The 15,429-nt window shown below is 62.1% G+C and carries 12 protein-coding genes; all 12 read right to left on the bottom strand.

Features of this window, described 5'->3' with window-relative positions; translation table 11 throughout:
* Nucleotides 1–4: 4 nt before the first annotated feature.
* The 12 genes from C8E00_RS02875 to C8E00_RS02820 all read right to left on the bottom strand — a co-directional run bounded on the left by C8E00_RS02875 (nt 5) and on the right by C8E00_RS02820 (nt 15,371).
* The gene (locus C8E00_RS02875; protein WP_133694241.1) at nt 5–1,186 is read right to left on the bottom strand and encodes an ABC transporter substrate-binding protein; all 1,182 of its coding nucleotides are present in this window, start codon (nt 1,184–1,186) and stop codon (nt 5–7) included.
* A 142-nt stretch (nt 1,187–1,328) separates the two neighbouring features.
* Entirely contained in the window at nt 1,329–2,573 is a 1,245-nt protein-coding gene (locus C8E00_RS02870) for an NAD(P)/FAD-dependent oxidoreductase (RefSeq protein ID WP_133694238.1), read from the bottom strand.
* 51 nt (nt 2,574–2,624) lie between these two features.
* Nucleotides 2,625–4,613, bottom strand: coding sequence for a sensor domain-containing diguanylate cyclase (locus C8E00_RS02865; protein WP_166638225.1), 1,989 nt, complete (start codon nt 4,611–4,613; stop codon nt 2,625–2,627).
* A 261-nt stretch (nt 4,614–4,874) separates the two neighbouring features.
* The gene (gene galE / locus C8E00_RS02860; protein ID WP_133694543.1) at nt 4,875–5,996 is read right to left on the bottom strand and encodes a UDP-glucose 4-epimerase GalE; all 1,122 of its coding nucleotides are present in this window, start codon (nt 5,994–5,996) and stop codon (nt 4,875–4,877) included.
* Nucleotides 5,996–7,141 (bottom strand): glycosyltransferase family 4 protein, encoded by a 1,146-nt coding sequence (locus tag C8E00_RS02855; protein WP_133694234.1) that lies wholly within the window; start codon nt 7,139–7,141, stop codon nt 5,996–5,998. The genes galE and C8E00_RS02855 overlap by 1 nt, the downstream gene beginning before the upstream one ends.
* Before the next feature lie 200 nt (nt 7,142–7,341).
* Nucleotides 7,342–8,361 carry a polysaccharide deacetylase family protein gene (locus C8E00_RS02850; protein WP_166638224.1) on the bottom strand — a complete coding sequence of 340 codons (1,020 nt, stop codon included), beginning with the start codon at nt 8,359–8,361 and terminating at the stop codon, nt 7,342–7,344.
* A gap of 11 nt (nt 8,362–8,372) precedes the next feature.
* Nucleotides 8,373–9,521 carry a glycosyltransferase family 4 protein gene (locus tag C8E00_RS02845; protein ID WP_133694229.1) on the bottom strand — a complete coding sequence of 383 codons (1,149 nt, stop codon included), beginning with the start codon at nt 9,519–9,521 and terminating at the stop codon, nt 8,373–8,375.
* 95 nt (nt 9,522–9,616) lie between these two features.
* Nucleotides 9,617–10,585 carry an acyltransferase family protein gene (locus C8E00_RS02840; RefSeq protein ID WP_133694226.1) on the bottom strand — a complete coding sequence of 323 codons (969 nt, stop codon included), beginning with the start codon at nt 10,583–10,585 and terminating at the stop codon, nt 9,617–9,619.
* 65 nt (nt 10,586–10,650) lie between these two features.
* Nucleotides 10,651–11,640 carry an EpsG family protein gene (locus C8E00_RS02835; protein ID WP_166638223.1) on the bottom strand — a complete coding sequence of 330 codons (990 nt, stop codon included), beginning with the start codon at nt 11,638–11,640 and terminating at the stop codon, nt 10,651–10,653.
* A gap of 38 nt (nt 11,641–11,678) precedes the next feature.
* Nucleotides 11,679–12,833 (bottom strand): glycosyltransferase, encoded by a 1,155-nt coding sequence (locus tag C8E00_RS02830; RefSeq protein WP_243833090.1) that lies wholly within the window; start codon nt 12,831–12,833, stop codon nt 11,679–11,681.
* Nucleotides 12,826–13,950, bottom strand: a complete 1,125-nt coding sequence (locus tag C8E00_RS02825; RefSeq protein WP_133694222.1) for a glycosyltransferase — start codon at nt 13,948–13,950, stop codon at nt 12,826–12,828. Before C8E00_RS02825 ends, C8E00_RS02830 begins: the two co-directional genes overlap by 8 nt.
* The gene (locus C8E00_RS02820; protein WP_133694219.1) at nt 13,947–15,371 is read right to left on the bottom strand and encodes an oligosaccharide flippase family protein; all 1,425 of its coding nucleotides are present in this window, start codon (nt 15,369–15,371) and stop codon (nt 13,947–13,949) included. The genes C8E00_RS02825 and C8E00_RS02820 overlap by 4 nt, the downstream gene beginning before the upstream one ends.
* Nucleotides 15,372–15,429: the final 58 nt, after the last annotated feature.

The raw sequence follows: 15,429 nt of genomic DNA, 5'->3' as shown, positions 1-15,429 counted from the left end.
GGCATTACTCCTTGGCCGCATCGTCTTCGAGCAGGGTGAACCAATCGACCGGTACGAACTGGCCATCATCAATGCGCGTGGTCCACACGGCGTCGCTCGCTTGATGGTCCTCGGGCCCCAGCGTCAGCGACCTGCCGATGCCGAGATCGACCTTGCCCAGTCCCTCCAGCGCATCGACGAGCGCCTCACGATCGGCATCGGCGCCCGCCGCCTGGAGCCCTTCGACGAACAGCGACGCCGCCATGTAGCCCTCAAGTGACACGAAATCGCCATCGCTGCCGGCGCCCTTGGCCTCCAGGGCGGCACGATACGCCTCGACACCCGGCAGATCCGAGGTATGCGGCGGCACCACCTGGGTGACGATCACGCCCTCGGCGGCATTTCCCAGCGCGTCGAGCAGCGCCTGGCTGCCCACGAAGGAGACGTTGAGAAACAGCGCGTCGGGCAGGTCCTTGCGTGCCTCGCGGATGAAATCCGCCGCCGGCCCGTAGGTACCCACGATGATCACCGCCTTGGGGGTGACGGGCGCCTGCAGAACGGTGGCCAGTCCCCGATGGATATTGCGTGTGCCCCGGGTATAGCGGCCATGTGCCAGACGCTCGGGGTGGGAATAGCCATGGTTGGCCAGGGCGCGCAGCGCGCCCCGGTAACCGGCATCGCCGTAGCCATCGGCCTGGGTGAAGAAGGCGATTTCGTCGGGTTCGATGCCCGCCAGCAGCAGGCCCTCGATCATCGTCGCGGTTTCCTGGGCATAGCTGGCGCGATAATTGAAGACATACCGATCCGGTGGCGACTGGCGCAGCACGCCGCTGCCGGTGAGCGCCCCGATCAGCGGCATCTCGTGTTCCAGAAGGATCGGCAGGTTGACGATGGCCGTGGGCGTGCCGACATTGCCCAGCATGGCCAGCACCTCATCGTCGTCCAGCAGCTCGCGTGTCGCCTTGGCCGAGCGCAACGGTTCGTAGCCGTCGTCGCGCGTCACCAGGGTCAGCGATTCGCCATGCACGCCCCCTGCCTCGTTGACCTCGGCGAAACGCGCCTCGATGCCCCGCTTCATGCCGTCGCCCAATGACGATGCAGCCCCACTGAACGGCGCCACCATGCCGACCTTGATCTCCGCCCAGACCGGCATGGCGACCAGGGCGAGCGCCAATGCGCCCGCCAGCCATCTGTATTGAACCTTCATGTATCCCTGCCCTTTATAGTGATGCACGCTGACGCGGGGCTTATCGGCTCGCCCGCAACGCTTACCGCAGTCACTATCGGCAGTGGATCAGAAAAGTTGAATCGAGCAACCCGGCGGGCCGGTCACCGGGGGCCACGTCATCTCACAGGAAACGTTCGGCACGGAACGGCACCATCTCGATGGCCGGCACCTCACCCTCCATCATCGATGCAAGAAGCTGTCCAGTCGCCGGTCCCAGCGTGAACCCCTGATGGGCGTGGCCGAGGGCGAACCACAATCCCGCGTGACGCGGCGCCGGGCCGATGATGGGCTTCATGTCCGGGGTGCACGGGCGCGCGCCCTTCCAGGGGCGCGGCTGCAGACGCTCGCCGAGCGGGAACAGGCCACGTGCTGCGGTTTCCGCCGCCTCGAGCTGAGCATGACCGGCAGGCGCGTCGCGCGGCGCCAGCTCAGCGCCGGTGGTCAGGCGAATGCCCGCGCGCATCGGCGACAGCAGATAGCCGGTGTCGGCATCCAGCAACCAATGGCGCAGCGTCGCGTCGCCTCGCGCCGCGTAATGCATGTGATAGCCGCGCTTGACGAACAGCGGCAGACGATACCCCAGCGTCGCCAGCCAGTCATCCGCCCAGGGGCCCAACGCAAGCACGATATCGCGCGCCTCGAAGGCGCCGGCGTCGGTGGCCACACGCCAGCCTTCGCCATGGCGCGCAATGGACTGAATATCGCCGCGCAGGCATTCTCCACCTTCGGCCTCAAAGGCTCGCGCATAGGCCGCCACCAACGCGCCGGGGTCGGCCGCACTCCAGGGATCGCGCCAATGCACGGCACCGCTGGCCTGGGCATCGAGATCGGGCTCCCGCGCACGCAAGGCGCGTGCATCCAGGGCCTCATACGCCAGCCCGAAACGCTCGCTAAGGGCCTGAACCTCGCCGAGGCGGGCCTCCAGGGTGTTCGCACTGCGAAAGACCTCCATCCAGCCGTCGCGACGGATCAAGCCCTCGGCGCCCGCCGCCTCGATCATCTCGGCATGCGCGTCGACCGATAACGCAATCAGCGAGGCATACTCGGGCACGATGCGGGCATAGGCCTCGGGCGCACTGTGCTGCCAGAACTGCCACAAGGCACGCCCTGCCTGCATCACGCCACGCGGCGTGTAGCGGACATCCACGCCGCGGTTGCTCGCCATGCGCCACATCGAGTGCATATCCCGCGGGAAGGCATGGGGGGCCACCGCTTCACGCTGGATGATGCCGGCATTACCGTAAGAGGTCTCACTCCCCGGCGCGCGACGGTCCAGCAGTGCCACCCGGCGACCGCGACGCGCCAAGTGATAGGCCACGCCAACGCCCACCATGCCCGCCCCCAGTACCAGGGTATCGTGTTTCATCGCGCTTCCTCATGGTCTCGGTGGACGCTATCGCCTCGACGAGCGCTGACATCATTCGCAGCGCGCATCGGCCACCATTCGATTCTTGCCCTGAGCCTTGGCCTCGTAGCTGGCCGCGTCGGCACGCTTGACCACGGCTTGGGCCTCGTCGTCATCGGCCCTCAGGCACGACACGCCCAGGCTCGCCGTGACCCGGTAACGCGTGTCGGCATGCACCACGGAAAGCTGACTCACCGCCTGGCGTACCTGATCGGCGATACGCACGGCCTGCGCGTGGCCACAGCCAGGGAGCAGAATCGCGAATTCGTCGCCACCCAGTCGGGCCAGGTGGTCGTCGCGACGCACGCACCCTTCTAGACAGCGTGCGATCGCACGCAGCATTTCATCGCCCAGGGCGTGGCCGCCTTCGTCGTTGATCGGCTTGAAACTGTCCAAATCGAAAAGAATCAACGACGCCGTGTCACCGTGTTCACTGAAGCGCTGAAAGGTCTCACTCAGGCGCCGGTCGAAGCCGCGCCGATTGAGCAGCCCCGTCAGCGGGTCATGCTCGGCTTCCCAGAGCTGGCGCTTCTGCTGCGCACGCAGGTGAGTGATGTCCTTGATGAAGCCCACCACGCCTTGCGGCTGGTCGCCGTTCATCACCTGGCTGGTGTAAAGCTCCAACCACATCATGCCTCTATCGCCACACTGGAAGCGCAACTGACGATGCAGACCATGGCCCTGGTTCAGCGCATCGCGCCACAGCGCGAACAACACCGAACGGTCTTCGGGATGCAGACGACGCAGCCAGGCGCGATGCTGAAAGGCCGCTGCCGAGAGTCTTGTCAGGCTCTCCAGTGCCGGATTGACATAGGTGATGCGGCCATTCAAGTCGGCCAGAAACATCGGCAGCGGCGAGGAACGCAACACCGCATCGAGATAGGCCTGACGGCTACGTCGCGCCATGCGCTCACGGCTGCGTGCATGTTCCACGCTGTTGAAGGTCTGAGCGATGCGCCGCAACTCCTCCAGCGACGTATCCAGTGTAATGCGCGTGATATCCCCTTGTCCGACTTGCGCGATCTGCCGCGCCAGTCGCCGCAACGGTGAAAGTCCCAGACGCAACAGCCACCACAACAGCGGCAGCATCGATAGCACCACGACCACGGCGACCCACCACTGGCGCCGCACGAAGTCGACGATGGGTTGATGGATTTGGCTCTGCGGCAGGAAAACGCCCACGATCCACCCTGGACGCCAGACTTGATGGAAGCTCATCAGCGCCGGCTGGCCATCGACTAAGCGTCCGGTCCCCGTGCCCTGCCAGCCGTCCAGCGCTTTCTCGAGCAACGGGCCCTCCCACGCCGCCGGCGTATCCTGCATGACCCGGTTCGGATCGGGATGACTGAGCACCGTAGCGTCGCTGGTCATCAGGACCGCATACCCCTCTTGACCGATGCGCAGGCTGCGCAGGTCGAGAAAGAAGCGGCCATCACGCAGATTGACGACACCCCCCAACATGCCCGCGAAACGCCCCTGGGCGTCGGTGAGCGGTACCCCCATCACGATCAAGGGGCGCTTGTCGTAAAGCTTGCTGATGATAGGACGTCCCACGAAAGGGCGCCCCACCTCTTGAATGAAGCGAAAGTATTCACGGTCGGCGACGTTCAAGCCCACGGCCCCCGGCAACTTCGGTGAAAACGCCAGGACATCGCCCTGGGCATCGGTGACGAAGGCCGAGTCGAACAATGTCATCAGTGCCGAGTGTGCATTCAAGCGTGCCTGTACGTCGTCTGGACGTCCCTGATCCAGGGGCTTGCCGACTTGCAATGCGCTCACTGGCGAGTCGGCAATCCTGCCAAGCGTCTCGAGCCGTAACGAGATGGACTGTTGAATGTTGCGCGCAATCAGCTCCGACTCGTAATTCAAGTGCGCGCGATTGATCTCATCCGCCAGATCGCTGCCGCCCCGCAGCGAGACCCATAAAATGGCGACCACCAACACGCACCACCCCACACTCAGGCCCAGCACCAGGCGGCCTAGAAGGGTACCGGGGAGCACTGTCGTGGGCAGTCGCCTGGAAAATCGTCTCGCGTGATGAAGCCATCTTCGCATTATGCGTCGCCGGGCTCGGGTCATGAATGTACACGGGCAACAAGCCTATCCCAGCGGCTCCGATGAGCAAACCCCGCGCGCCTCACATCCCTGCTCGCGGCGATGTCTGCCTCCTCCTCTCGTGAGCACGCAGCATGAATGAAAACGCCGGTGCACGAAGCACCGGCGTCAGGAACATGCAGCAGCATTCTTGCGCTTATCGGGGGGTCACGAGGCGACTCGATTGGCACGCGCGGTATCGATGAGGTAGATCCGCGGCAAGGCATTGGCCATGCTGCCGGGCTTGCCGCCCCCATCGCGCCGCATCAGGCGTTTACTCGTGTAGCCTTCGGGATTGCGCGACTGCCAGCGCCAGGTATCGGCGATCATCTCGGTCAAGCCGCGCTGGGCTTTCCAGCCGAGCTCCTCCGCCGCCAGCGACGCATCGGCCCAGCATTCAGCGATGTCGCCATCGCGACGCGGCACGATGCGATACGCCACATCGCGCTGCGCGACGATCTCGAAGGCACGCACCATTTCGAGCACTGAGTACCCCTGCCCGGTGCCCAGATTCCAGACATTCACCCCCGGACGATCCGTCAGCACGCGCATCGCCGCCAGATGCCCCTCGACCAGATCCATCACGTGGATATAGTCACGCACGCCGGTGCCATCCGGCGTCGGATAGTCATCGCCGAAAACCGAAAGTGCCGGTAGACGGCCGATCGCTACCTGGGAGATGAACGGCAGCAGATTATTGGGCGTACCGGCGGGGTCTTCGCCGATGAGGCCGCTGGGATGCGCACCGACAGGATTGAAGTAGCGCAGCAAGGCGATCGACCAGCGCGGATCGGACCGCGCCAGCTTGCGCAGCACCTCTTCGACCATCAACTTGGAATGCCCGTAGGCATTGGTCGGCTGTCCGGTGGGCGCACGCTCGCTCAACGGCATGTGCGTGGCATCGCCGTATACCGTCGCCGAGGAACTGAAGACCAGGCGGAAAACCCCCGCCGCCATCATGGCCTGGCACAGCGTGATGGTCCCCGCTACATTGTTCTCGAAATACGCCAACGGCTCGTTGACGCTCTCGCCGACCGATTTGAGCCCGGCGAAGTGCAGCACATCACTGATCGCGAAGTCCGCAAAGACGTAATCCAGCAGCGAACGCTCGCGAATGTCGCCCTCGACGAAGGTCACCTCCTTGCCGGTCAACTGCGAAACACGCTCCAGCGACTCGCGCGACGCATTGCAGAGATTGTCGATCACGACCACGTCGTGGCCGGCCTCAATGAGCCGCAGCACCATATGCGAGCCGATGTACCCGGCGCCGCCCGTCACTAATATCGTCATCATGCCTCCATTTTCACGCGTTGGTGATTCATCAAGCCGGCCTCCAGGCAGGCCAGATATCCCGCCACGACGATGTCCTGCGAGAATTCCCTTTCGGCACGTCGGCGCGCCGCCACGCCCACACGAGAGAGCGCCCACGGCGTCATCACCAGACACGCACGCATGCGCGCCGCCAGCGACTCGACATCCTTGACGCGACACAACCAGCCGGTTTCACCATCGGCCACGGCATGCCGGCACCCCGGCACATCCGTGGCGATGGTCGGCCGCCCCATCGCCCCCGCCTCCAGCACGGTGGTCGGCAACCCCTCGCGATAGGACGGCAGCACCAGCACATGGGACTGCGCGAGCCAGGGACGCACGTCGTCCTGGGCCCCGACGTATTCAACGACGCCCCGTGCCTGCCAGGCGTCGAGCTCGTCATCCTCGATTGCCGTGCGATTGCTCACGCCCTTGGGGCCGACGATCAAAAAGCGCGTTCCGGGATTGTCGGAAACCACCTGCTCGGCCGCCGCGACGTACTCCCGCACGCCTTTGTCGCCCAACAGTCGTGCGATCAGTACAAAGGTGAAGGGCCCTTCCTGAGGCAGTGGCGTGAAGGCAAAACGCGTCACATCGACGCCGGCGCCGGGGAGCATGTCCCAGGCGACTTTTTGCAACATGCCTTGGCGCGCGAAGACCTCGCGGTCATCGGGGTTGAGAAAAAACACCCGCTTCGCCCCGGCATTGGCGACGCCATAGAGACGCCGCACCTGGCGGAACAAATGGCTGTCATGCAGGAACGCCGTGCCCAGGCCGGTGACGGTATTGGCATACGGAATCCTCAGCGCACGGCATGCCAGGCCCGCATAGATATTGGCCTTGACCGTGAAATTGAAGACGAAGGCGGGACGCAGCCCACGCAACTGCCCGTACAGCCAGAACAGGCACTTCCCCTCCCGCGTGGGCGCGGTGCTCTTGCCATCCATGGGCATGGTGCGCAGGATCACATCGAACTCTTCGCGCAAGCGCTGCGAATGGTCGTCATGGGGGACCAGGCACACCACACGAAAACCGCGTTGCTTGAGCGCCCCCAAAAACCCCCGGCAGAAGTTGTAGAGAGACCAGGACGTGTTGGAGACCAGCACAATCGTTTTATCGTTCATGAAAACAACTCCTCTACAGTGGAGATCGCTAGGCGCGTGGCACTTGTTGGCGACATGCGTCGATGAAAGGGTTTCAAGGGCACGTCATTGGAGACGCGTTTTTGGGGACACACAGGTTCCGTCCCCCGCGCGCAAGCGCGTTGGCAGCACTGATCGATGTCATAAAGGCAAAGGGGCGTGGGCGGTGAACGCCTGAACAGCTAGGTCGATGGAGATGTGGTCATGGCCTGCTCATGACGCGCCAGCACATCGCTCATCGTCATCGAACGCATGCCGTATTCGATGGAAAGCACCTGGAAATAGCCGATGATCGCGGCGAGATCACGCAGGTGGGCATCGGTAGACTGACCGAGGTTGTGCGGATGCCACCACAGGTGGAAGATCTCGCCACGCTTGGCGGCACGCCGCATGGCGTTCTTCACGCGCCGTAGACGCAAGGCATCCAATCGCGGTATCCCACGCCGCGGGCGCAGAAACATGCTGGCGGGAATATTCAGTGGATCGCCCTTGAGATCGCGCCACTTGATGCCGTGATGGCCGGTCAAGTCGATGTAGCTATCCAGCAGCCGCAGTGCACGAGTTGGCGCAGCATCGTGATACTTGCGCTGGAACCCCGCACGCTGGGGATTGCCGCGATAAGAACGGAAGCCCGTCTCGCGCATCGGCGTCAGATAGGCATCGTCCACCTGGTTACGCGGCAAGACCAATGCGCTGGGGTGATGCCCGGCATGCTCGGCGATGGCCATCGCCGCCGCGAGATCGGCCTTGAAGTCATCCGGCGTCTGCCCCTCTTCATGGCAGTAATAATGCGAGAAGGTATGCGACGCGATCTCCTGGCCGGGCGTTTGCGCAATCAGATCGATCAGCGAGCGCGCGTAATGCAGAGGGTCGCTTGCCTCATCGTCACCAATCTCCTGCCGATAGTTATCACGCGCCGGATTGGCGTACTGTGGACGCCGCACGGGCGAGAAACGCGTCAAGGTTGCGCGGTCCTCGGCGAATAGATAGCCCACCGTGGCCCAGGTCGCGCGGATATGGCGTTCGCGAAAGAGATCCAGCATCGCCGGTACCGCACGCCGCGCACCGAGCAATTGGCGCATATATGGATGTTCGGGCGTGGTCACGATATCCGACATGCCCCAGTGCAATTCGAAGTCCAGCGAAATGACGAAGGCAGGCGGACGCAGCGGCTCGCCCTCGGCACGGGCCAAATAAGTCATCCAGTCAGCCTTCATACGTGACACGCCTGATGCCAGGAAGCACTGTAACCGTCGATCATGCGTTGGACGCTGAAGGCATCGACGACTCGTTGATGGGCGCGCTGCTTGCGCGCCTGCCACGCCGGCGCATCCGCATGCTCCTCAAGCGCCAGGGCGAGGTGATCCGCCAATGCGCCAGGATCGCCGGGAGGCACGATCCAGCCGGTATCGCCGACGATGAAGGCCGCGTCGCCGACATCGGTGGAAACGCACGGCGTGCCGCAGGCCATGGCCTCGGAGAGCACATTGGGAAACGCTTCGCCGAAACGCGACGACAGCACATGCACATCGAGCGCGTTCATCACCGCGGGAATATCGCCACGTCGCCCGACCAACAAAACCCGGTCACGCACCCCGTGATCATCCAGCAACTGGAGCAATTCGTGGTTGTCGACATCCAATCCCGCGCCGATCAGCGCACAACGGAAATCCCAGCCCAGCCCCTTGAGCTGCGTCAGGGCCGCGATCAAATTGGCATGATCCTTTTGCGGGTCGAAACGCGCCACCATCCCGAAAAGCGGCATGTCGGCATCGAGCCCCCAGCCGGTACGCACGCGGTCCCGCGCCTCGGCATCAGGGGTCAAGAGTGCCAAGTTGTAACCATTCGGCACGACCACGAACTTCAGGGCGGCATAACGCAACTGGCGATGCACTTCCACCGCATGTTGCGAACAGCTCACGATGCGACTCGGTACCACCCGCGACAAGGTCCCGCAGGCCTTGGCCACCCAAATCGTGCTGCGCTTGGTGACGCCCGGCATCAGGTTGCTGTTATGGATGCCCCAACAGATGGCTTTGATACCCGCCAGCCTCGCCATGACGCCTCCCACCAGGTTGGCGTGGTACATCCACGTCTGCACCACATCCGGTCGGCGCGTTCGCATGGTCCGCCACAGGCGCCACAAGCCGGCGAAGGTCACGCGGCCAGGCGACATATTCAGATAAACGACCTCGATGCCCGCCGCAGCGAAACGTGGTCCGTATTGCCCGGCGTCCATCAAGCACACCACGCGATGCACGTTGTGCCGGTCGTTATTGCACAGCTGGTAGAGCGAGTCCTCGGCGCCGCCATCGGTCAAGCCGGTGATGACATGCAGGACATTCAGCGGTTGGGCTAGCATAAGATCATGCATCCTCTCGATTGGCCGCCCCCTGCAACGACGGGACGCGGCGGATATGATTCTGAACGAGCTTCGGCGATCCGGTGATTTCTCCCTCACCCTCCGAAGGCAAACCCCAAACGCTTGCGGCTACCTTTCAGCAACGTCACGGCCAGCAGGGACGACGCCAGTGCCAATAACGCCAGCGTGTTGCCCGGCCGATACGAAAGCGCCTCGAAAAGCGAGATAAAAAGTGGATGGATGAAGTACAGCGCGGTGGCGTAATACGCCAGGGATGTGCTGTCGCCCGGCACTTGCATCGAATACACCCAAAGGAAAAGCCCCGGACAAAAAATCAGAAGACTCCAATACATATCGAACGCGGGTTGGCCTTCGAGACCGATATAATTGAGATACGACTCGCCCAGCAGCAACAATGAGCCGCCCAGGCTCCAGAGCATGAAATAGCGCCGATCCCACTGGCGCAGCCTGTCACAGCGGCGCAGCAAATAGCCCGTACAAAAGAAAGGAAACCCGAAGAAAAGAAAATTTCGGTAGAACCATATTTTATTAAAAACCACGTCCAGTGGCGTGCCGTCAAACAGGTGATAGTGACCGGCATAAATGGAGAACATGCCTATTCCATAAAGCGTTAACGCCAGCACCAGCAATACCTTCAAGGAAAGGTTGCGCAGCATATACAGCATAATGGCAGCGCCGATCAGCGCGGATAAAAACCACAGATGGTGATACCCCATGACCGCCACACGTAACAGCTTCACTATTTCATACGGCGTTACCGCCGGAACATCCAACCAAAAATATAAATAAACCAGCATCCAGAAGACATACATCGCCACGACCCTCTTGAGCCAGGCAACGAGCGACCGTGAGCGAATGACGCTGATAAAGAAATACCCACTCACAATCATGAAAATCGGCACTACGATACGAAACAGCCCCTGCACGGTTAGTTGATAGCCCAAGTCGCTATAGCCCATCAACACCTGAGCATGTGAGATCACCACGATAACGGCCAATACCAATTTCAGAACGTCCAACGACACATTACGCTGCATTTCCATCTCCCCTCGTTCCCTCTCGGCGTGGATAAAGACGCCGACGCGTCATCATCTTTCATGAAGCACTTTTACATGGTTCCGTTGGACGCCCAGCCATATCCCGGCAGTCCCAGCACGGGGTACCACTGCATGCAGAAATAGAAGACATATAACCCATAGACGGCGTAACGTCGCCAATCACTCAATCCCAAGGAGGCCAACAAGACCAACAGCATACCGCTTTCGAAAACACGCGCCGTCACGGGTAACAGAAAATAGGTCGACAAATAAAAGAACAGGATGGTCGCCGCAAAAAAATTATTTTTCAGAAACTCCTTGCCCTCCATGCAGAAAATAACGGTAAACAAGGTCCAGAATAAAAATGCCAGCCCCGATCCATCGGACCCCATGGCACTATACTCGGCGCTCTCCCCTTGCCGCGCCCCGAGTGCACCGGCCAGCCACATTCCCAATGCGCCCAGCACGACGCCCATACCCACGGTGTACACCACCCGCCAGATGGTCGAAATCCTGTATGTCGAAAAGAACACATTGAGAAGAAACAAGGCATCGATGAAGAAAAAGGAGGCATGTACCAGCGGCGCCAGCCCGATGAAGAAGATACGCAGTGGCAAGTAACGACACCACCAGCCGATGAAGAATAACGAGATCCCCAGCCCCTGGCGCAAATGAATGATATGGTTTTTCAGAATCTGTGGCATCAAAATGAAAAGGATCAACAAGAACGCGTATTTCGGATAGCTTCTCAACACCAAAAACGAGACCCAAAATGACGAAAAGAAGATGATCAGCCGTAACGTATCTTCCGCCGTAAAATGTCGCGCCGCCCAGATATTCAGCAAAAGCCATATTGGCTCGTTGGTAATGATCGTCTTGAAGCTGCTGGCCGCGTACATCACGAATATTTCATCGGAGTGCTTGGCGTAAATCAGATAATTGGCGCGATCGATATAGCCATCGATATCCAGCCCCATCAAAAACCAGGCATAAAAACCGGCCAAGGCCAAGCACATGACCTTGTAGCCGAACGAGCCATTGGTGGGTATCAGTAGTTTCATCATGGGTCTCGACGTACGGGGCGCTTGCGCGCCTGAACTCAAATGGACTGACGCTGCACGACGCGTATATAGGCCTGCACGGCCTGACCGAGATCGAACGCCTGCGCGCGCCGTTCGACCTCGGGGTGGCAATCACCGCTGAGGCTCGCCGCCATCGACTCGCACAACGCCACCGGATCCCCCATCGGCACGAGCCGCCCCCAGGCGCCGTGTTCGAGAATCTCCGCGGGGCCACTGGGGCAATCGGTGCTGATCACCGGGGTACCGCAAGCCATGGCCTCGGCCAGCACGTTGCCGAACCCCTCCCAGCGTGAAGACAGAACGAACAACGACGCCTGGCGCATCCACGCATAGGGGTTGTCGACGAAGCCTAAAAAGGCGACGTCATCACTCAATTGCAGGTCCGTCGCCATCGCTTCCAGGGCGCCACGCAACTCGCCTTCACCCAGGATGACCAGGCGCGCTTCTCGCTGGGCGCGCAAAGCCGCAAAGGCCTTGAGCAGGGTCGGATAATCCTTTTGCGCGGTGAGTCGCCCAACCGCCAGGATCACCGGAGGCTCGCCGGGTGCCAGCCAGGGATGCGTCACCGTCACCCTGCTCAGTTCGCGTAGACGCTCGGTGACCGCCGGGTTGTAGATCACATCGATACGCTCGCGCGGCAGAGACAAGGCCTTGGATAGTGCATCCGCCACCCCGCCGGAAACCGCCACGATGCCGTTCGCCCTGGGATAGCTCTGGCGCATCAGCAAGGGAATGAGCCAGGAGCGCCCCACGGGCTCGGAGCCCATGTCACGCGTGACGTCGTTGTGCTCGGAAATCACCACACGGGTGCCAACGCTCGCCAATCGGCTGGCCCATAACGCCACGACGTTGGCGTAATTGAGCGCCGACAACAGCACCGGCGGTCGCTCTCGGCGCAAATAACGCACCAGCGCCGGGATGCTGTAGAGCACCCGAGCCGCCCGCAAGTCGATCAAGCGCACCGCCGTCGAGACGTTTTTGACGTAGGCCCCGATGGCATGCGCAACGACGAGGTCCACCTGCCAGCCTTGCGCGGCGAGGCCATTGGCCAGGGTCACCATCACCATTTCGGCGCCGCCGCCTTCCAACGAAGGCAAGAACAGCGCAATGCCCACGCCATTCGTCTTGCTCAGTGGCGACTCGGCGGTCGACATACGTTGCAGGCTATCCAAAATGGCGCTCCTTCGGCATGGTCACGCGCAGCGCATGGAGATAGCCATGCAGCGCCTGATGCAGATCGAAGCTTCGCGCACGGTGACGCACGTCGGGATGCGTCTCGTCGTCGAGCGTGGCGGCGATGGCACGTGCCAAGGCCGGCGCATCCCCCACCGGCACCAGCCGCCCCCACTTGCCGTCTTCGAGGATCTCCGCCGAGCCGCTGGGACAATCGGTGCTCACGACCGGCGTACCGCAGGCCATGGCTTCGGCCAGCACGTTGCAAAAGCCTTCCCACGCCGACGACAACACGAACAACGACGCCTGACGCATCCACGGGTAGGGGTTGTCGACGAACCCCGGTAGCGCCACATCATCGCTGATGCCCAACGCATCGATACGCGCCTCCAGATCAGCGCGCAATTCCCCCTCGCCGAGGATCACCAAGCGTGCACGATGGGTCCGACGCACCTCGGCGAAAGCATCGATCAAGGTGGCGAAATCCTTCTGCACCGTCAGGCGCCCCGCCGCGACGATCACCGGCGGCTGACCAGCTTTCAGCCAGGGGTGCCTCAGCGGTGCCTGGCACAACGCTGCAAGCCTGGTATTGATGGGGTTGTAAACGACATCGATGCGCTCACGAGGCAGGCACACCGTCTGCGCCAGATCATCCGCCACGCCGCTGGAGACCGCGACGATGGCATCCGCGGCGGGATAGCTCAGGCGCATCAGCCACGGCACCACCCGCTCGAAGCGGTCGCTCGAGAGATCGTGCGACAAGGTATTGCGCTCCGAGACCACCAACCGAATCTTGGTGCCTGACAACTTGCGTGCCCAAAGCGCGATGATGTTGGCGTGGTTGAGTGCCGACAACAAGGCGTGCGGGCGTTCACGACGCAGGTAGCGCACCAGTGCCGGCAAGCTGAACAACACGCGCGTGGCGCCGAGTTCCACCAGACGCACACGTGACGAAACATCCGCCAGATATTCCCCCTTGGCCGCCACGACCACGAGATCGACCGGCACACCGCGCGCGGCGAATCCATTGGCAAGCGTCACCATTACCCGTTCCGCGCCCCCACCCACCAGCGAGGGCAAAAACACCGCTATCCGCTTGTCACCGTCATCTTTCATTTGGCCGTCCGTCGTTTGGCGAAGAAGCGATCACGCACGTTCGCCACATTCATCGAAAATGCGCTAACGGTATAAACGGTGGCGCCCCACAGGACCTGCTCCAGCAATTCCAGGGCACCGCTGGACGTGCGTAGCGGCCACAGGCAGGCCACCATGAGGGCACCACTCAGCAGCACCTTGAGGTTGTCGCGCGTGATCAGGGAGATCGCGAACAGGCGACGCCCCAGCAACACGCTCAACGCCAGTGCCACGCCATAGGCGATCACCGTGGCGTAGGCCGCGCCTACCAGGCCGAACGCCGGAATCAACACCAGGTTGAGCGCCACATTGACCAACGCCGCCCCCCCGTTGATCCACACCTGATAGAAGGTCTTCTCGCTCAACTGGAACGCCAGATCGAAATGGAAGGCGCGAATGCAGCACATGAAGATGGCCAGGGCGACCCATGGCACCAACTGCGTGGCCCCGGCATGGAACGCCTCGCCCAGCATCAGGGCGACGATCTGGGGGGCCAGCACGATGAAGCCCAGCGTCACCGGGATCGCGATCAACAACAGCAGGCTGCCGTTGCGATCGAGCTGTTGGCGGGCCGCGTCGCGTCCGTGATGCTCGAATGCGCGCACCACCAGCGGATACGCCGCCAGATTCACCGTCACCAGCAGAAGGTTGATGACATGCGCGACCAGATCGTAGCCCGCCGTGTAGATACCCACCGCGTCGTTGCCCAGCAGCCCCGCCAGCAGAAAGCGGTCGGAACTCGACACCACGAACTCCAGCGCAAAGGTCGCGGTCAGCGGCAGTCCATAGATCAGCAGCGGCTTGAGTTCCGGCATCAGCGCCAACGACGGGCGCGCCCCCCGCCACAGCGACGCCCCCAGCGTCACCACGGCAACGAGCATGCCCACCAGCATCGCCAGCAGAGGCCCGAAGGCCCCGAAGCCCCAAGTGATCAGCAACACCCCCAGCCCCAGCGCGATGATCGCCCGTACACCTGCCATCATCCCGTAGCGCAACGGATTGAGCTGGCTGCGCATCAGCTCGAGACTCAGCTCGAACCCGGCCTGCACCCAGATCAACGGCACCGCGATCAGCACCAGGGTTCTCAGCGACTCGTCCGTCAACGTGAGCCACACGGCCACGCCCGTCACCCCGGTCAACGACGCCACGCTGGTATACGCCAGCAACAGCATGCTCAACAAACGCCGCGGGTCGTCCATGTTGGCCGGGAAGAACCGCAGCAATGACAAGCGAATCCATTGAAAGCACACCACATTGACCAATCCCACCCAGACCACGACCAGGGCATAGATCCCGTAGTCGCTGGGCGACAGCAGCCGGGTGTAGATCGCGATGGCCAGGAAATTCAGCAGCCCCGGCACACCGCGTGCCAAGCCGTAATAAGCGGTATAGCGAATCAGCAAGGTTCACTCCTCGAACGCGTCTAGCACGCGCGATGGCAACGTAAGGCCGGTTGACGAG

Origin of the sequence: Chromohalobacter marismortui, assembly GCF_004364315.1 — a bacterium.
GTDB classification, from domain to species: Bacteria; Pseudomonadota; Gammaproteobacteria; order Pseudomonadales; family Halomonadaceae; genus Chromohalobacter; species Chromohalobacter marismortui.
This window is presented reverse-complemented; position numbering and strand designations above follow the sequence as displayed.